Source organism: Chitinophaga sp. (assembly GCF_039596455.1).
In the GTDB taxonomy this organism is placed as follows: Bacteria; Bacteroidota; Bacteroidia; order Chitinophagales; family Chitinophagaceae; genus Chitinophaga.
This window is the reverse complement of record NZ_JBCNJR010000001.1, coordinates 224,116-242,047: the sequence shown is the minus strand read 5'-3', so window position 1 is coordinate 242,047 and position 17,932 is coordinate 224,116. Positions and strand designations below refer to the sequence as shown.

The following is a 17,932-nucleotide window of genomic DNA, read 5'->3' as shown; positions in this document are numbered from 1 at the left end:
ATGGAATCCACGTGCCTCATAGAGTCCCGTTGGGTTCTGAAAATAGCAAAACCCGCCATAATAGCGGGTTTTGAATTTCTTGTGCGGATGAAGGGACTCGAACCCCCATGCCTCGCGGCACCAGATCCTAAGTCTGGCGTGTCTACCAATTTCACCACATCCGCAATTCCCCTCCCGAAAAAGGTCTGCAAAGGTATCCTTTTTTGACAATTTTAAAAATATTTATAACATATCCGCCAAAGGCCCATAAACCCCGGTTTGACCCCTCGCCGGATGCGGCCGTGCTTCGCTTTACCATCTGCCCAACTGCTGTTTACCCCGCCGGAAATTCCCCCACAAACAAGTTTGCATCCTGCCCGTCGAAAAAATGCAAAACCATTGCCAGTAACGGCTTTCCGAAGGTTGGGGCCATTAAAACCCTCACCAGGCAAGGCCTTCAGGCCGAAACGAACGAAGGAGTAACGAAGGAGTAACGAACAAGTAACGAACAAGCAGTTTTCCGTTACTTGTTCGTTGCTCACCTAGGGTAGCTTCGTTACTCCTTCGTTCAAAACGGTAATTTCCCCCCAGGTCACCGGCAGTATCCGCCCGCCACAGAAAAGTAACGAATTGAACCTCAACCCTTTCCCGCCGCTTCTTATACTGCCGTCTATTTCGTAATTTTGGAGTTAGCATGGAAACTGTGACCGTTCAAAAATATAACCTCAACGAAGAGCAGGAGAAGAAAGAGATAGTCCGGCATTACCGGGCCCTTTTACGAGCCCTCAAACCCCGCCTCAAGAAGGGGGACCGGGAACTGGTTCGTACCGCCTTTGAAATGGCTGCCGATGCCCATAAGGATATGCGCCGCAAGTCCGGGGAGCCCTATATCCTCCACCCGCTGGCCGTGGCCCAGATCACCGTGGAAGAAATAGGCCTGGGGGTGCGCTCCGCCATCTGCGCGCTGCTGCATGATACCGTGGAAGACACCGAAGTAACGCTGGAAGACGTGGAACGGGAGTTCGGTACTGAAATCGCCCATATTGTAGACGGGCTCACCAAAATTTCAACCGTCATAGACTCCAATACCAGCACCGCCCAGGCGGAAAACTTCAAAAAAATACTGCTTACCCTGGCGGATGACCCCAGGGTGATCCTCATCAAGCTGGCAGACCGCATGCATAACATGCGCACGCTGGACAGCATGAGCCGCGAAAAACAGCTGAAAATAGCCTCCGAAACGGTGTTTATCTACGCCCCCCTGGCGCACCGCCTGGGCCTTTACATCATCAAGAGCGAGATGGAAGACCTGGCCATGAAATACACCGAACAGGACCAATACCGCGAAATTGCCCGCCGCCTCAAGGAAACCAAGCGCGAGCGCACCCGGTACATCAACGAGTTTATCAAGCCTATCAAGGAAGTGCTGCAGGAAGAAGGCTTCCAGTTCGAGATATATGGCCGCCCCAAAAGCATCCATTCCATCTGGAACAAGATCAAGACCAAGGGCGTGCAGTTTGAGGAAGTGTATGACCTCTTTGCCATCCGCATCATCCTGGATACGCCGCTGGAAAAGGAAAAAGCAGACTGCTGGAAGGTGTATTCCATCATTACGGACTTTTACCACCCCAGCCCTGAACGCACGCGGGATTGGTTGAGCAACCCCAAAAGCAACGGCTATGAGGCCCTGCACGTGACCGTAATGGGCCCCAATGGCAAATGGGTAGAGGTGCAGATCCGCTCCAAGCGTATGAACGACTACGCGGAAAAAGGCGTGGCGGCCCACTGGCGCTATAAAGAAGGCAACCAGAGCGTGCAGGAGTCCAAGTTTGAGCAGTGGTTCAGCCAGATCAGGGAAATCCTGAACAGCCCGGATTCCAATACGCTTGACTTCCTGGCGGACTTTAAAAGCAACCTGTTCACGGAAGAGATTTATGTATATACCCCCAAAGGAGACCTCAAAATACTGCCGGTAGGCTCTACCGCGCTTGATTTTGCCTATTCCATCCACAGCGCCGTGGGCAACAAGTGTATTGGCGCCAAGGTGAACTACAAGCTGGTGCCCCTCAGCCACAAGCTGCGCAGCGGAGACCAGGTGGAGATCATCACCTCCAACAAGCAGAAGCCTTCGGAAGACTGGCTCAACTTTGTGCTCACCGCCAAAGCCAAAAGCAAGATCAAGGACGCGCTCAAGGAAGAAAAGCGGAAGGTGGCCATGGACGGCAAGGAGCTGCTGCACCGCAAGCTGGAGCACATGAAAGCCTCCCCCAGCCAGTACAACATCAACGAACTGGTGCAGTTCTACAAACAGCCGTCTCCGCTAGACCTCTACTACCAGGTGGCGGTGCGCAACATAGACCTGAAGGAGCTGAAGCAGTTCAACGTGCTGGGAGACAAGCTGGAGCCGCCCAAGCCGGTGAAGCAGCAGCATGAGCCGGTGGTAGAGGAGCACCACAAGCAGCCCTCCAAAAAGGATGCGGAACTGATCATTTTCGGGGAAAGCTCGGACAAGATTGCCTACAAGCTGGCCAACTGCTGCCGCCCCATTCCCGGAGACGACGTGTTCGGCTTCATCACGGCCAGCGAAGGCCTGAAAATTCACCGCACCAATTGCCCCAACGCCGCGCAGCTGCTCTCGCATTACGGGCACCGCGTGGTAAAGACCAAATGGGTGAAAAACCGGGAAATCTCCTTCCTCACAGGCCTCCGCATTATTGGTATGGACGACGTAGGGGTGATCCACAAAATCACCAATATCATCTCCGGCGAGCTGAAGATCAATATTGCGGGGCTCACTATTGAGTCCAGGGAAGGCCTCTTTGAAGGGCTGATCAAGGTGTTCGTGCATGACAAGGACGAGCTGGACGAGCTGGTGGAGCGCCTGAAGGGCCTGGAAGGCATCCAGAGCGTAAGCCGGCTGGAAGATTAATTTAATTTCCTGGCACAATTCATTCAATCGCCTTATTTTTGCTCCTTCTTTTAAACCATAAATCACTTTTAAACAATGGTAGATGTACTGCTGGGGCTGCAATGGGGCGACGAAGGCAAGGGCAAGATCGTAGACTATTTTGCGGGCAAATATGACATTATAGCCCGTTTCCAGGGCGGCCCCAACGCCGGGCATACCCTGTATGTCAATAATCAGAAAGTAGTGCTGCACACCATCCCCTCCGGTGTGTTCCACGGCAATACCCTCAACCTCATTGGCAACGGTGTGGTGCTGGACCCCGTTACTTTCAGGAAAGAATGCCAAACGGTGGCCGCACTGGGCATTGACCTGAAAAAGAACCTTTTTATTGCGGAAAAGACCCATATCATAGTACCTACCCACCGGGCGCTTGACAAGGCTTCCGAGCTGTCCAAAGGCCACGAAAAGATCGGTTCCACCCTCAAGGGCATCGGTCCCGCGTATATGGACAAAACCGGCCGTAACGGCCTGCGGGTAGGGGATGTGCTGCATCCTGACTTTGAGGTGCTGTACGGCAAGCTCAAGGCCAAACACCTGCAGCTCCTGGCTAACTACGACTTTACCGAAGATATCACCGAATGGGAGAAAGACTTTTTTGAAGCGGTGGCCTTCCTCCGGGAAATGAACATCGTAAGCGGGGAATACTGGCTGAACAACCATTTGAAGGCCGGTAAAAAAGTGCTGGCAGAAGGCGCTCAGGGCAGCATGCTGGACGTTGACTTCGGCACCTATCCTTTTGTGACCTCTTCCAACACTATATCTGCCGGCGTTTGCACCGGCCTGGGCATTGCCCCCAAATGGATCCGCGAAGTGATCGGCGTTACCAAAGCCTACTGCACCCGTGTAGGCAGCGGCGCCTTCCCCACAGAGCTGGAAGATGAAACCGGCGAAACACTGCGCCAGGCAGGCCACGAGTTTGGCGCCACTACCGGCCGTCCCCGCCGCTGCGGATGGATAGACCTGGTAGCGCTTGATTATACCTGCATGCTCAGCGGCGTTACCCAGCTGGTGATGACAAAAAGTGATGTGCTGGACGCTTTCGACACCGTGAATGCCTGTGTAGCATATGAAATCAACGGTAAGCAAACGAAAGAAATGCCCTTCCAGATCAACGGCCTTACCATCAAACCCGTGCTGGAAAGCTTTTCCGGCTGGTCTGCCCCTACGGCTGCAAGCCGCGAGTACAATGCTTTGCCCGGTGAAATGAAAAAATTCTTATCTTTTGTGGAGAGCTACCTTGGGGTACCTGTACAATACGTGTCAAACGGCCCTGGACGGGATCAGATACTCGAAAAGTAAAGTCAAAAAAATACAAAAAAAAGAGTCAAAAAAAAATTTGGCGAATCAAAAAAACTGTTAAAACTTTACCCTAGAATCTAATTGTAACGTACCATTATGAAATCAAAATCTGATAAAGAAAAAGAGACTAAAAAAACTACTTCACCAAAGACTGACAAAGCCTCTGAAAAGAAGGCTGCTGCAAAGCCTAAGAAGGAAGTAGATGAGGATGAAGAGGAGGATGAGGAGGTTGCTCCCCGGAAGTCTGCTGCTTCAAAAAAATCAGATAAGCTTGCGGCAAAATCCAAAGAAGAAGATGATGAGGATGATGACGACGGTGATGATGATGACGATGCGCCGAAAAAAGGTGCAAAGAAACCAGCCAAAGCCGGCGGCAGAAAAAAGAAAGATGATGACGATGATGAAGATGAGGATGATGACGACTTTGATGACGATGACGATGCCTGGGAAAAAGGGGAGGATGAGGACTACGATCCTGATTTTGAAGAGTTTGATATGCCGAAACCAAAAAGCAAACGCGGCCGCCCCGGTAAAAAATCTGCCGATGACGATGATGACCTGGGCATAGATGACGAGTTCAAGGATATGGGCTTGTTTAACGACCGCTTTGATGATGACGATGATGATTTCTAATCTGTAAACGTGCTATCATACAGTTTTCCTGTAAATAATATAAGCGCATTCAAAGAACAAATGTTGAGCTGGGGTAACCGGTTCAACATTTGTTGTTTTTTGGACAATAATGAATACCGCCTCCCCGGCGGCAGTGCTGAGGCCCTCCTGGCCGCAGGCGCTGCAGAGATATTACAGTGCCCCGCCGGCACGGCTTTCCATCAGCTCCGCGAGTGGCATGCCGCCCGCCCCGGCTGGCTCTTTGGCCACCTGGCGTATGATCTGAAAAACGAAACGGAAAAGCTCACTTCTTCCCACATTGACGGCATCGGTTTTCCTGACCTCTGTTTTTTCAGGCCGCGTTATTTGCTGCGGCTGGGCGCCGGTAAGCTTACCATTGAAGCCGGGGACCTCACTGCACAGGAAGCGCAGCAGATATTTAACGCCTGCCTGCAGGAGCGGCCCGCCGGCAGCCAGCTTGCGCTGACCAATGCCGCCCCGCTGCAGGCGCGGATGAACCGGGAGCATTACCTCCATTCCGTCAACGCCCTGAGGGAGCACATCCGCAAGGGTGAGTGTTACGAAGTGAACTTCTGCCGGGAGCAGTTCCTGGAAACCGGCCTCACTGACCCGCAGCAGCTCTTCCACCGGCTCAACCACCTGTCTCCCGCGCCCTTTGCCGCCTATTACAAACTGCACCACCGCTACCTGGTTTGCTCCAGCCCCGAAAGGTTTTTGCAGAAAAAAGGCAGCCGCATTATTTCCCAGCCTATAAAGGGCACGGCTAAACGCGCGGCAGACCCTGCGCAGGATGCGGCCCTGCAGCAGGCCCTGCGCAGCAGCGCCAAGGAGCAGTCAGAAAATGTGATGATCGTAGACCTGGTGCGGAATGACCTTTCGCGTACCGCGGTGCAGGGCAGCGTGCGGGTGGAGGAACTGTTCGGCATCTACACCTTCCCGCAGGTGCATCACATGATCTCTACCGTATCTGCCACGCTGGATGAACAACGGTTCCACTTCACAGACGCCATCCGCCATGCTTTTCCCATGGGCTCCATGACCGGTGCGCCAAAAGTGCGGGTGATGGAACTGATAGAACAATATGAAAAAACGCGGCGCGGGCTGTTTTCAGGGGCTGTTGGCTACATTACGCCGGAGGGGGATTTTGATTTTAACGTAGTGATCAGGAGCATCCTTTACAACGGCGAGCAAAAGTATATTTCGTTCCAGACCGGCTCTGCCATTACGTTTTACAGCGATGCGGAAAAGGAGTTTGAAGAATGCGGCCTGAAAGCAAAGGCGCTGGTAGCTGCGCTGGGGCTTTAGCGTTTCTCCCGCAAAAGCTGCTCCATGGCCTCCGCCACGGTAGGGTAAGAAAACTGGAAACCTGTTTGCAGTATTTTCCCGGCAGATACTTTCACGCTCTTCAGCACCTCCACGCTCATTTCTCCCAAAGCCACCTTCAGCGCAAATGCAGGTACGTGCAGGGTAACAAAACTGTTGCCCTTGGCCGCGCGCGCCAGCGAAGTAACCAGCTCATGATTGGTGGCGGGGTGAGGGGCCACGGCGTTGTATACCCCGTTCAGGTCGTCGTTTACCAGCGCATTGAAATATAGCCGCACCAGGTCTTGCAAATGTATCCAGCTTACCCACTGCTCCCCGCTGCCCATTACGGCGGCAAAACCCAGCTTAACGGGCTTGTAGAACTCCTTCAGGGCGCCGCCCCGCAGGCTCATTACCAGTCCGGTACGTAAGATGATCACCTTTTTGCCCAGCTCTTCCATCTGCCGCACGCTATTCTCCCAGGCCTGGCAGGTGGTGCCCAGGAAATCATCTGCCGCGGGGTCGTTTTCTGTAAAAATGCTGCCGGTATAGGGGCCGTAGTAGCCGGTGGCGGAAGCGCTGATCACCTTCCGCACCTTGTTGGGGTGGAGGCGGAGGTGGTCATGCAGCAACTGGCTGCCTTGCACCCGGCTGTTGAGGATCTCCTGTTTCCGGGCGCCCGTCCACCTGCCCTGGGCCACGTTGGCGCCGGCCAGGTGAATAATATGGTCTGCCTGCCGTAAGGCGGTGGTATCCAGTACCTTGCGGTCAAGGTCCCAGCGGGCGTACTCTAACTGGGGGTGGTCTGAGGCCATTTTCCGGCGGCTGAGCACAATCACTTTAAATCCCCTTTCAATGAGAAAGGCCGTTAGTGCCCGGCCTACAAGGCCTGTGCCGCCCGTAACCAATACCGTATCCATCATATAATTAACGCCAGCTTTTTTGGAATAAATGGTGGGATAAATTTACAGAAATAATTGCGCCTGTTTTAAAAACAATGTCCGTACAGCCCAAATATATGCCGCGCAACCCGTCAGGCTTTGCAATCACACAATTTTCGTGTAGGTTTGGAGCAAGAGCTTGCATAAAATCGGGTATTACAGCGTTTATCCTATATCAAAATCTTAAATAATTATCCATGCGCATTCGTCATATCGTACAAATTTGTGTGTTCGTGCTGTGCAGTACGATGGCCACTGCCCAAAAGATCACTTATTCAGAACCGGAGCGGGACGATTACAAAACCACGGAATTTGAGATCATCGGCAGGGTTTCCGGGAACATCCTGGTGTATAAGGCCGACCGCGGCGAATATCATATCTCCGTATATGATAACGCCATGCAGCTGAAAGATCGTGTGAAGCTGGACTTTTTACCCAAAAAACTGATCAGCGTGGATTTTGTGAATTACCAGGATAAAGCGTTCATGATCTACCAGTTTCAGCGGAGAGATGCGGTGTACAGCTTCTGCGGCACCGTAAACGGAGACGGGCAGTTCCTGGCCGCGCCCATTATGGTAGACTCCACCCGCATCGGCAACTTTTCACGGGAAAACAAGATATACTCGGTAGAAATATCGGAAGACAAGAACCGCATCCTGGTGTACAAGATCAACCAGGACAAGGAAGACAACCACGTGTTCTATACCTTCTTGTATGACAGTTCTTTCAACCTGGTGAACAACAGCCGCGTGTCTCTCCCCATGGAGGCCAAACGCCAGTTCCTCAGCAACTTTAACCTGAATAACGAAGGAGACCTCATTTTCACCAAGCTGGAGCGCACCAGTAACCGGGACTACATCGTAAACGGCAACGTGGTGATGAAACGGGCGGTGATAGACAGCTTTGAAGTATACCCCTTTGAAAGCAAAAACCTGCTGCTGGATGAGGTAAAGCTGAAGCTGAACAACCAGGAGAAACAGGCGCTCATCACCTCTTTTTATTACAAGCAGAAGCGGGGCAATGTGGAAGGCATGTACATGCTGCGGCTGGACTGTACCAACGGCAACCGCCTGTTTGAAAAAGCCACGGCCTTCAAGCCCGAGCTGAAGCAGAGCGCCCGTGGAGACGCCTCCACCGCCGCTGCCTTCAACGATTATTTTATCCGCAAAATAGTCAATACCCGCAACGGCGGCTTCCTGCTCACGGCGGAAGCGTATTACACCACCTCCCGCACCCAGCCCTGGAACCGCTGGAACTACATGTACGGTGGCTACGGCGGGTACAATCCTTATTACTACTCGCCCTATTCCCCGTATTACTACAATCCCTACGGCTGGAACGACGGGCAGGGCACCCGCTACCACTATGACAATATTGCCATCCTGGCCTTTGACGATCAGGGAGAGCTGCAATACAGCAACTTTGTGCACAAAAGCCAGTTTGACGACGGGGCAGACCTCTACCTCAGCTACATGCTGGTGAATGTGGGCAGCGAGCTGCACTTCCTGTTCAACGAGCTGGACCGCCGGCAGTACGTTTTGTCTGAAAATACCATCGGGCCAGACGGGAAGGTGAACCGCAAACCCACCCTGCGCAACCTGGACAAGGGCTTTACCTGGATGCCCCGCTATGGCAAGCAGATCAGCGGGCGAAGTGTGTTGATACCCTGTATTTACAGGAATTATATTTGCTTTGCTAAAATTGACTTTTAATCACACCTTTGCACCGTGATACGTTTTTTCCGATCAGGCAATCCCCTAACGGTATTGCTGCTGTTCATATACACCCTGTTCGTTAAATTCTACTATCTTCTCAACCCGTCTGTTTACCTCGCAGACGGCTCTGAAGGGCTGGTATACACGGCATTGACGGCCTGGCTGGAAGGCCTGACGGGCAAAAGCCCCATTTTTTTTACCGCGCTGGCCATCCTCCTGCAATTTTTGCAGGCCCTGCTGCTGACCCGCATCATCAACAATCACCGGCTCTTTGCCAAAGACACCTACCTGCCGGCCATGTGTTTCCTGCTGTTCACCTCCCTGCTGGAAAGCTGGAACGTGTTTTCGCCGGCCGTGCTGGTCAATACCATCATGCTCTGGATATTTTCAGGCATTACAGACCTGTACATGCGCTCTTCCGCCCGTGATGTGGCTTTCAACATAGGGTTTGCGCTGGGCATTTGCGGGTTGTTCTACTTCCCGGCCATTGTGTTTGTAGCCTTGCTCTTCATCAGCCTGCTCATTATGCGCGCTTTCCGGCTGGCGGAGTGGATCATTGGGCTGATGGGCCTGCTGTGCCCGTTTTACCTGCTGGGTACCTGGCTGTTCCTCACCAACCGGTGGGACGCGATTGAAGCCCTGCCCCGTATCAGCTTCCACCTGCCTATGATCACGAATTACAAGGTATGGGGCGCTTTTGTGGTCTCCCTGCTGTTTTTCGTGACCGGCTGGATCATGCTGCAGCGTACATTCAATAAAATGCTTATACAAGGGCGCAAGATCTGGTCTGCCATGGCCGTATACGTACTGGTGGCCATTTTTATCCCCTTTTTCAGCGCCAGCTTTACGCCCGCCTACTGGGTGCTGGCCATACTGCCCCTGTCACTTTTTGCCGGCAACGTGTTCTGGACCATCACCAATAATACTTTCGCCAACGCCCTGCACTTCCTGGTGCTGGCGTATGTAATTATTATGCAATATTTTTCCCACTGATGTTATGGGAATCATAAAATCTGATGAGCGGTGATTGGAAATTGCGTAATGGTCAGTAATTTTGCTGTTTCCCAGCAAATCATTAAAGCAGATATTCAAACAAATATATAGCGATGAAATTTGGAGTAGTTACATTTCCCGGTTCAAATTGTGATCAAGACATGCTTGACGCCCTTCAGTACGACCTGAACCAGGAGGTGATCTCCCTCTGGCATAAGGACAAAGACCTGAGCATGTTCAGTACGGAAGATTGCATTTTGCTGCCGGGCGGCTTTTCTTACGGAGACTACCTGCGCTGCGGGGCCATTGCCAAGTTCAGTCCCATGATGCAGAGCGTGGTGGAGTTTGCCAACAAGGGCGGCCGTGTGATAGGCGTTTGTAACGGCTTCCAGATTTTGTGCGAAGCCGGCCTGCTGCCGGGCGCGCTGCTGAAGAACCAGAACCAGCAGTTCATCTGCAAGAATATCTACATGAAAAGCGAAAACCTGCACACCTCCATCACTAAAGACGTGACCGGGCGCCCGCTGATGATACCCATTGCCCACGGCGAAGGCAGGTACTATGCCGATGAGGCCACGCTGGACGGGCTCTTCAAACATAACCAGGTGATTTTCCGGTATTGTGATGAATTTGGCAATATAATTGAAGAAGCTAACCCGAATGGTGCCGTGCGCAACATTGCCGGTATCAGCAACAAAGAAAAAAATGTGTTCGGAATGATGCCGCATCCTGAAAGGGCCAGCAATGAACTGCTGGGCAACCGTGACGGGCAGCTCATTTTCCAGAGCCTGATTAATAACAACTAAGGTTTAAAAAACCAGATCAACCACCAACCAGAAAAAAAAGGACTATGAAGAAATTACTCGTTGCGCTGTGCCTGTTCGCATTGCCCGTATTGGCGGTAGCCCAGGAAGAAAACCCCGTGAAATGGGATTTTTCAGCCAAGAACGTAGGCGGGCAGGTGTATGAAGTGACCGCAAAAGCTACTATCGAAAAAGGCTGGCACCTGTACGCACAAGAAGCCGGAGAAGGGCCCATCCCCACCACCATCAAGTTTACCAAAAACCCGCTGGTAACAGTGGCCGGTAAACCCAAAGAACAAGGCAAGCTCCATAAAGCATTTGACAAGAACTTCAACTCAGAACTGAAGTATTACGAAAATACCGTGTCCTTTGTACAAAAAGTGACCGTGAAAGGCAAAGCTGCCACCAAGCTGAAAGGCAGCGTTGAATTTATGGTGTGTGACGACCATCAGTGCCTTCCGCCCACCGAAGTGCCCTTTACCGTTAACCTGGGAGGGAAATAAAGGTGACCAGCATTACAACGGATATCTTTCAGATATAACAGGAACGAGTTCTTTTTCAGGGAACTCGTTTTTGCATTTACGTTCAGCATAGCCTGTTAAGTCTATCGTACATATGAAATATTCCCGCCGCCAGGCGGGTGTATAGGAAACAAGACAAAAACTATGAAACAATTACTGCTCCTTATAACCGGCTTCCTGCTCATGCTCCGCCCAGCGGCGCAGGCACAGGAGGCTGATTCCATACCTAAGCTGGTGAACTGGGATTTTGCGGCGGAAAAGAAAAGCGAAGGCGTATACCTGCTACATTTCAAAGCCTCCCTGGGCCAGGGCTGGAGGCTCTTCTCCACCACCATGGGAGATGATGATCCCAACACGCGCATTGTGCTGGACAGCCTGAGCGCCACAAGAGCCGCCATTACCGGCATTACAGAGGCCGGCGAGCTGAAAAAAGCCGCGGAGCCTGTGCTGGACAATATGGAGATCAAGTACTTTGAAGGCGGGGTAGACATACAGGCCACCGTACAGTACAACGGCCCGGTGAAAGATATCAAAGGCGTGCTCACCTACATGGTGATCAAAGGGGATGAGATCAACCCGGAAGAAACGCCTTTCCGCTTCAATGCAGACCCGGCGGGTAACCTCACCGTGGGCAAAGGCGGCCTGCAGGCTTCCGCAGACAAGGCCAACGAATTGAAACGCGCCAACATAGACCTGAAAAACCCGGTCAACAAGGTAGGCGGCATCGGCAACGAAGGGGAAACCAACCCCTGGTTCATCTTCCTGCTGGGCTTCCTGGGCGGGCTGGTAGCCTTGATCACGCCCTGCGTGTTCCCCATGATACCGCTCACGGTTTCGTTCTTCACCAAAAGCGCGCAGGATAAAAAGAAAGGCATTTTTAATGCCACCATGTACGGCTTTTTTATCTTCCTGATCTATGTGTTGTTCAGCGTGCCCTTCCATATTGCGGGCGCGGCCGAACCGGAAATATTCAATAACATCTCCACCAACGTATGGCTGAACCTGTTCTTCTTTGCCGTGTTCGTAGTGTTTGCCATCTCCTTCTTCGGGGCGTTTGACATTACCCTGCCCAGCGGGCTGGCCAGCAAGGCAGATTCCAAGGCCAACAAAGGCACACTGGTAGGTATTTTCTTTATGGCCCTCACGCTGGTGGTGGTATCCTTTTCCTGCACCGGCCCCATCCTGGGCTCGCTGCTGGCAGGCTCTCTCAATTCAGATGGCGGCGCCTGGCTGCTTACCGCCGGCATGGCAGGCTTCGGCCTGTCACTGGCATTGCCTTTTGCCCTGTTTGCCCTGTTCCCCAACTGGCTCAGCTCCCTGCCCAAATCCGGCGGCTGGCTGGGCTCCGTGAAGGTGGTATTGGGTTATATTGAACTGGCGCTTGCCGTGAAATTCCTCTCCAATGCAGACCTGGTAACCCACTGGGGCATTCTGCACAGGGAAACCTTCTTCCTCATCTGGATACTGATAGGCATCTGCCTCACCATGTACCTGTTAGGCTTCAACTGGAAACTGCAGCGCACCGGCGTAAAAATGAGCAAGGTAAGGTGGTTCTTTGCCATCCTTTTCGGCGCCTTCACCGTTTACCTGCTGCCGGGCGTTACCAATACCAAATATGCCCGCCTGAAGCTCATGAGCGGCTTTGCGCCTCCCATGTCTTACAGCTGGTACGGCAACAATGCCCATGAAAAAGGCGCTGTAGAGCCGGATGTGATCAATGATTATGAAAAAGCGCTGGCGCTGGCCAAAGAGAAGAACAAACCCATCCTGATAGACTTCACCGGCTGGGCTTGCGTAAACTGCCGCAACATGGAAGAAAACGTTTGGACAGACCCCGAGGTGCATGCGCTGATCAAAGACAACTACATACTGGTATCGCTCTATACGGATGACCGTGCCAAGCTGCCTGATGAAGAGCGCTTCCTGTACGAGTTCCCTGACGGTAAAAAGAAAGAGATCATTACCATCGGCAATAAATTTGCCACCATGCAAACGGTCAACTTTATCAACAACTCGCAGCCGCTGTATGTGCTGATCAGCCCTGATGAACAGCTGCTCACTTACCCGGTGGCCTATACGCCGGACATACCCACTTATGCCAACTGGCTCAAATCCGGGCTGGACGCGTTTGCGAAGCTGAAGAAATAAAAAAACGGGCTGCCTTTCAACAGGCGGCCCGTTTTACTTTTATGAAAAAAAAATCAATAGAGCATATCCCCGCAGCCCTTCAGCTCCTTCCCGTCTACCGTTACCGTCACCGTCATTTCATGTTTTTTACCCGCATCGTCTGTACACCTTTTCGGTTCAAAGCGGGCGGAAAGGGTATGCCCGTTGCCGCTGGTGCTGAACTCGGTAGCGTCCTTATTGCCTTTCTGCGCATCCGTGTACGGCAGCTCAAATTTGTCCGCCCCGTAGTTGCCCGTGAAAATGATCTTTTCATGCGGAATGATGGCCAGGGACCAGCCCGGTTCGTTGCCCGTGGCCCAGTGGGAGGCGCCTGCCAGGCGCATTTCGTTGGCTGCCTTGCTCAGGTCTTTCCGCTGGGAGCGCACCGCGTCCAGCACCTGCGTGGCCAGTGTGTTCACGTCCGCCGGTTTCAGGCGGTAGTCATTTTCAGGGTAGGGAGATTTATAAGGGCCAAACTCCGCGTTGTTCAACGCGGCCAGGTCTGCCGCAACACGGCTTTCGGAGTGCGCCAGGGCATTGCCCTGGTAATAAAAGCTGTTTTCCCGCACCCTGTTCGTTTCTTTTATAATTTCCCGGAGCATGATGGGTTTGCCGTTGAGCGTATCCAGGTAGATCCAGCTCTCCGTGGCGTAGCCTGACTGATGGCTTTCCGGGTAGAGGTAGAGGCGCAGGGGCTTTCCGCTGGCGGAGTATATGCCTACCAGGCCGGAAGAATTATCTCCAACGGCAAAATCATGCGCGGTGAGCATACGCCCCCCTTTATCTGCATAGTCGTCCACCCCCTCAATGTAGGCGCTGATATCTGTAGTGTGCTCTATTTCAGTGGCGGCGGAGGCGCTGTCTTCTGCTGCTTCTGCTGCTTTCTTTTCCGAGGAAGGGCCCGCGCATGCTGCCAACAGGGCCATCCCCAACAATAGTAACGGATATGGTTTCATATTTATAGGTTTTTTACGGGCAGTAAGCTTGCAAATCCTGTGCTAGATTAATGGGCCTTTGGTTTTCAATAGCTTAAACATTAAGATAAGCTTTTTTACGGACATTCCGCCCCATTTGCCTTCAAATTTGCTTCAAATTTGTGTGTAATTTGCGGAAATTATGAAGGTGTTGCTGATAGAAGACAACCTGGAACTGGCCAGCAGTATATCGGAATTTCTGGCCAGGGAGGGGTATATCTGTGAAGTGAGCTATAACATCCGCGATGCGCAAGACAAGCTCATTTCTTTCCAGTATGACTGTGTGTTGCTTGACATTATGCTGCCGGACGGCAACGGCCTGCAGATATTGTCTTTCATGCGGCAGGAGCGTATCCAGAGCAGCATCCTCATCCTTTCCGCCAAAAACTCGCTTGATGACAAGGTGGCCGGCCTGGAAGAAGGGGCAGATGATTATCTGACCAAACCTTTTCACCTGCCTGAGCTGCACGCCCGGCTGCGGGCCATTTACCGCCGCAAAAAGCTGAACGGCAGCAATATGATCACCTTTAACGAGATCAGCCTCAATATAGACACCCTGGAGGCGCATGTAAACGGCACCCTGCTGGACATGACGCGCAAGGAATTTGACCTGCTGCTCTATTTCATAGTGAACAAGAACCGGGTGCTTTCCCGCCAGTCTATAGCGGCCCATCTCTGGGGAGATTATACAGACAACCTTGCCAATTTCGACTTCGTATACCAGCACGTAAAAAACATCCGCAAGAAGATCAGCGCAGCCAAAGGAACGGACTATATAGGCACAGTGTACGGCCTGGGATATAAATTCAATACATCAAAACAGTGAATGAAACATTCCACGGAATGTTCCTTCAGCCTCTAAAATAGTTGAAAATGAAACTTGTTGACAAGTTCACGCTCTGGTTCCTTGGCGTTACGCTGATCATTATCCCCATTAACAGTGTCATCACCTACCAGAGCATCAAAAGGGAAATAGACAAGTCTGCCATTGAGCGGCTGAAGCATGTGAACGTGCGGGTGGCCGCCCAGCTGGAGAAAGGAGAGGTGCCGGGAGAATATACCCAGGGCTGCAGGATAAAGGTGGAAAGCAGGTTGGGCCCCACTCCGGAAGATCAATACGAGATCACGGAGCGGGACGTGACCCATGACCCTGAACTGCGTGATAACGACCGCAAGATTACCGTAGCTTCCTATCATACCATCAACGGCAAACATTACCGCATTACCTCCGGGGATTATGTATCCCGCTCAGAGCAGATACTGGCGGGCCTGCGCACCTCCATTATGTGGAAACTGATCATCCTCATAGGCCTGGTAGTGCTGACGGCGCGGCTGGCCTCCCGCATTGTGCTGGCGCCGTTTTACGGCACACTTAAAAAGCTGCAGCGTTTCAGCATCAAATCAAAGAAAAAGCTGACGCTGCCGCCTACCAGGGTAAAAGAGTTTAAAGAGCTGAACAGTTTTGTGGAGAAAATGACTGACAAGGCGGTAGACGATTATCTTTCTCTGAAAGAATTTTCGGAGAACGCCTCCCATGAGCTGCAAACGCCCCTGGCCATCATCCGCAGCAAGCTGGAGCTCTTGTCCGAGTCAGACATCCAGGGCGGCCAGGCGGCGCTGATCACAGACATGCAGAACGCGGTAGACAAGCTGACCCGCATCAACCGCTCGCTCATTTTGCTTTCCCGCCTCGAAAACAATGAATACGAAACCGAGCAGGAGGTGAGCCTTAGCCGGTACGCACAGGAGGCCGTCAATGCCTTCGGTGACCTCATTGCCCTCAAATCCCTCCGCCTGGAGTGCAACATAGACCCTGATGTAGACGTTAAGCTGCATGCCTCACTGGCAGACATCCTGCTCAATAACCTCATCAGCAACGCCATCCGGCACAACATTCCCCAGGGCAGCATAGAGGTAAGCCTCAACCGCCGCTGCCTGGTGATCAAAAACACCGGCCGGCCGCCGGAAGGGCCTACGGAAGACATGTTCCAGCGCTTTAAAAAGGGCAGCCAGTGCAACAATTCCATCGGCATCGGCCTTTCTATCGTAAAACAGATATGCGATATAAATTCTTTCCAGATCCGCTACCACTATGCTTCTGAGCGGCATATTGTGGAGGTGGCCTTTCCGGTTGGGGCCGCTTCTTCAAAATTACTTCAAAATGATGAGCGCTATTTGCATGAGAAAATTCAGCTTTAGAGCTGCCATGCTATCATAACCGCTCATTTTAACCGAAGATGACAAGACGCTATCCTGTTCATCTGCTTCTACTGGTAACGTGTTTTTTGAGCGCCGCCGCCGCAAGGGGGCAGGTGCTGACCATGAAAGATGCCGTACAAACAGCGCTGAACAACTATGGGACGATCAAGGCCAAAGCCAACTACGCAAATGCTTCGAAAGCCACGGCAGAGCAAGCCCGCAGAGACTATTTACCCAACCTGAGCGTGTCTGCCCAGCAAGACTACGGCACGGTAAACGGCCAGAACGGCCCTCTTTACGGATTTGGCGGCCTGGGCGTGGCCTCCTCCGGCCTGCCGCTGCCAGACCAGAACTGGAACGCTGCCTTCGGCGCCCTGTACCTGGCCAACATCAACTGGGAGTTTTTTGCCTTTGGCCGCGCTAAAGAAAAGATCAGAACGGCAGCCTCTGCAGCCAGCCGCGACGAGCAAGACCGGGTGCAGGAGCAGTTCCGGCACGAAGTGAGGGTGGCGGCCAACTACCTGAACCTGCTGGCCGCGCAGCGCCTCACCCGCTCCTGGGAGCGCAACCTGGAACGGGCGGATACCTTCAGGGCCGTAGTGAAACGGCGGGCCGCCAACGGCCTCATTGCCGGCGTAGACTCTTCGTTGGCCAACGCAGAAGTATCCAATGCCCGCATTGCCCTCACCCGCTCGCAGGATGTGGAGCAGGAGCAGGGCAACCAGCTGGCCCAGCTTATGGGCGTGGCGCCGGGCAATTTTCTGCTGGACAGCGGCATACTCTCCCGCCTGCCCGCCCTGGCAACAGATACGGTTACACTCAACACTGCCCGCCACCCCGTGCTGCAGTTCTATCAAAGCCGTATTGACCTGAGCCGGGAGCAGGAGAAATACATCAAAACCCTCAACTTCCCCGCCTTCTCGTTTTTCAGCGTGCTGCAAACCCGCGCTTCGGGCTTCAGCGCTTCATATGCTACAGACCAGACGGCGTTCACCCATAACTACTGGGACGGCATAAAGCCTACCCGTACCAACTACCTGCTGGGCATTGGCGTTACCTGGAACCTGACCTCGCCCCTGCGCGTAAAGCAGCAGTCTGCCGCGCAGGCCTTTGCTTCCAAAGCCCTGCAGAACGAAATGGAGGTGGTAGATCAGCAGTTGAAGGCCCAGATGGTGCTGGCAGACGTGAAAATGAAAAACGCGTTAGACAACTACCGCGAAGCAGGCGTGCAGATCAGGTCTGCATCAGAAGCCTACCTGCAGAAATCCGTGATGTACGAGAACGGCCTGGCCACGCTGGTAGATGTAACGCAGGCGCTCTATTCCCTGAACCGGGCTGAAACAGACCGTGACGTGGCCTACAGCAACGTATGGCAGGCCCTGCTGCTGAAAGCCGCCGCAGCCGGCAACTTTGAGATTTTTATCAACGAATTTTAACTG

The 17,932-nt window shown here is 52.8% G+C and carries 14 protein-coding genes and 1 tRNA gene; 12 read left to right on the top strand and 3 right to left on the bottom strand.

Annotation, left to right across the window (positions count from 1 at the left end; genetic code table 11):
- Window positions 1-82: 82 nt before the first annotated feature.
- Window positions 83-164 (bottom strand) — tRNA-Leu (locus ABDW36_RS00925).
- A 509-nt stretch (window positions 165-673) separates the two neighbouring features.
- Between ABDW36_RS00925 and ABDW36_RS00920 the strand changes: the two genes are divergently transcribed.
- From ABDW36_RS00920 to ABDW36_RS00905, 4 genes are all read left to right on the top strand, one after another.
- A complete protein-coding gene (locus tag ABDW36_RS00920; protein WP_343700003.1) occupies window positions 674-2,908 on the top strand; it encodes a bifunctional (p)ppGpp synthetase/guanosine-3',5'-bis(diphosphate) 3'-pyrophosphohydrolase in 2,235 nt (744 codons plus the stop codon).
- Between the two features lie 75 nt (window positions 2,909-2,983).
- Window positions 2,984-4,246: an adenylosuccinate synthase gene (locus ABDW36_RS00915; protein ID WP_343700002.1), complete on the top strand. Its 1,263-nt coding sequence runs from the start codon at window positions 2,984-2,986 to the stop codon at window positions 4,244-4,246.
- A gap of 96 nt (window positions 4,247-4,342) precedes the next feature.
- Window positions 4,343-4,879: a hypothetical protein gene (locus tag ABDW36_RS00910; RefSeq protein ID WP_343700001.1), complete on the top strand. Its 537-nt coding sequence runs from the start codon at window positions 4,343-4,345 to the stop codon at window positions 4,877-4,879.
- 99 nt (window positions 4,880-4,978) lie between these two features.
- Window positions 4,979-6,184: an anthranilate synthase component I family protein gene (locus tag ABDW36_RS00905; RefSeq protein ID WP_343700000.1), complete on the top strand. Its 1,206-nt coding sequence runs from the start codon at window positions 4,979-4,981 to the stop codon at window positions 6,182-6,184.
- Here ABDW36_RS00905 and ABDW36_RS00900 read toward each other — a convergent pair.
- The gene (locus ABDW36_RS00900) at window positions 6,181-7,104 is read right to left on the bottom strand and encodes a TIGR01777 family oxidoreductase (protein WP_343699999.1); all 924 of its coding nucleotides are present in this window, start codon (window positions 7,102-7,104) and stop codon (window positions 6,181-6,183) included. The genes ABDW36_RS00905 and ABDW36_RS00900 overlap by 4 nt on opposite strands.
- A 215-nt stretch (window positions 7,105-7,319) precedes the next feature.
- On the opposite strand from ABDW36_RS00900, the gene ABDW36_RS00895 reads away from it, so the two are divergent.
- From ABDW36_RS00895 to ABDW36_RS00875, 5 genes are all read left to right on the top strand, one after another.
- Window positions 7,320-8,834 carry a hypothetical protein gene (locus ABDW36_RS00895; protein ID WP_343699998.1) on the top strand — a complete coding sequence of 505 codons (1,515 nt, stop codon included), beginning with the start codon at window positions 7,320-7,322 and terminating at the stop codon, window positions 8,832-8,834.
- Window positions 8,835-8,849: 15 nt separating this feature from the next.
- Window positions 8,850-9,830, top strand: a complete 981-nt coding sequence (locus ABDW36_RS00890; protein WP_343699997.1) for a hypothetical protein — start codon at window positions 8,850-8,852, stop codon at window positions 9,828-9,830.
- A 113-nt stretch (window positions 9,831-9,943) separates the two neighbouring features.
- Complete coding sequence (gene purQ, locus ABDW36_RS00885) at window positions 9,944-10,636, top strand: phosphoribosylformylglycinamidine synthase subunit PurQ (RefSeq protein WP_343699996.1); 693 nt, start codon at window positions 9,944-9,946, stop codon at window positions 10,634-10,636.
- Window positions 10,637-10,680: 44 nt separating this feature from the next.
- A complete protein-coding gene (locus ABDW36_RS00880) occupies window positions 10,681-11,136 on the top strand; it encodes a protein-disulfide reductase DsbD domain-containing protein (RefSeq protein WP_343699995.1) in 456 nt (151 codons plus the stop codon).
- A 162-nt stretch (window positions 11,137-11,298) separates the two neighbouring features.
- Window positions 11,299-13,302, top strand: a complete 2,004-nt coding sequence (locus tag ABDW36_RS00875) for a thioredoxin family protein (RefSeq protein WP_343699994.1) — start codon at window positions 11,299-11,301, stop codon at window positions 13,300-13,302.
- A 53-nt stretch (window positions 13,303-13,355) separates the two neighbouring features.
- Here the strand turns inward: ABDW36_RS00875 and ABDW36_RS00870 are convergent, their stop codons facing one another.
- On the bottom strand, window positions 13,356-14,276 hold the full coding sequence (locus ABDW36_RS00870; protein ID WP_343699993.1) for a hypothetical protein: 921 nt from the start codon (window positions 14,274-14,276) through the stop codon (window positions 13,356-13,358).
- A 160-nt stretch (window positions 14,277-14,436) separates the two neighbouring features.
- On the opposite strand from ABDW36_RS00870, the gene ABDW36_RS00865 reads away from it, so the two are divergent.
- Genes ABDW36_RS00865 through ABDW36_RS00855 form a run of 3 tightly spaced genes read left to right on the top strand, consistent with a single transcriptional unit; the run spans window position 14,437 to window position 17,929 of the window.
- Window positions 14,437-15,120, top strand: a complete 684-nt coding sequence (locus ABDW36_RS00865; RefSeq protein ID WP_343699992.1) for a response regulator transcription factor — start codon at window positions 14,437-14,439, stop codon at window positions 15,118-15,120.
- 47 nt (window positions 15,121-15,167) lie between these two features.
- Window positions 15,168-16,493: a HAMP domain-containing sensor histidine kinase gene (locus ABDW36_RS00860; protein WP_343699991.1), complete on the top strand. Its 1,326-nt coding sequence runs from the start codon at window positions 15,168-15,170 to the stop codon at window positions 16,491-16,493.
- Window positions 16,494-16,531: 38 nt separating this feature from the next.
- Complete coding sequence (locus ABDW36_RS00855) at window positions 16,532-17,929, top strand: TolC family protein (protein ID WP_343699990.1); 1,398 nt, start codon at window positions 16,532-16,534, stop codon at window positions 17,927-17,929.
- Window positions 17,930-17,932: the final 3 nt, after the last annotated feature.

Coding starts and splice junctions, on each gene's coding strand:
- ABDW36_RS00920 (WP_343700003.1), top strand. CDS start 674: ATGGAAACTGTGACCGTTCAAAAATATAACCTCAACGAAGAGCAGGAG.
- ABDW36_RS00915 (WP_343700002.1), top strand. CDS start 2,984: ATGGTAGATGTACTGCTGGGGCTGCAATGGGGCGACGAAGGCAAGGGC.
- ABDW36_RS00910 (WP_343700001.1), top strand. CDS start 4,343: ATGAAATCAAAATCTGATAAAGAAAAAGAGACTAAAAAAACTACTTCA.
- ABDW36_RS00900 (WP_343699999.1), bottom strand. CDS start 7,104: ATGATGGATACGGTATTGGTTACGGGCGGCACAGGCCTTGTAGGCCGG.
- ABDW36_RS00895 (WP_343699998.1), top strand. CDS start 7,320: ATGCGCATTCGTCATATCGTACAAATTTGTGTGTTCGTGCTGTGCAGT.
- purQ (WP_343699996.1), top strand. CDS start 9,944: ATGAAATTTGGAGTAGTTACATTTCCCGGTTCAAATTGTGATCAAGAC.
- ABDW36_RS00880 (WP_343699995.1), top strand. CDS start 10,681: ATGAAGAAATTACTCGTTGCGCTGTGCCTGTTCGCATTGCCCGTATTG.
- ABDW36_RS00875 (WP_343699994.1), top strand. CDS start 11,299: ATGAAACAATTACTGCTCCTTATAACCGGCTTCCTGCTCATGCTCCGC.
- ABDW36_RS00870 (WP_343699993.1), bottom strand. CDS start 14,276: ATGAAACCATATCCGTTACTATTGTTGGGGATGGCCCTGTTGGCAGCA.
- ABDW36_RS00865 (WP_343699992.1), top strand. CDS start 14,437: ATGAAGGTGTTGCTGATAGAAGACAACCTGGAACTGGCCAGCAGTATA.
- ABDW36_RS00860 (WP_343699991.1), top strand. CDS start 15,168: ATGAAACTTGTTGACAAGTTCACGCTCTGGTTCCTTGGCGTTACGCTG.
- ABDW36_RS00855 (WP_343699990.1), top strand. CDS start 16,532: ATGACAAGACGCTATCCTGTTCATCTGCTTCTACTGGTAACGTGTTTT.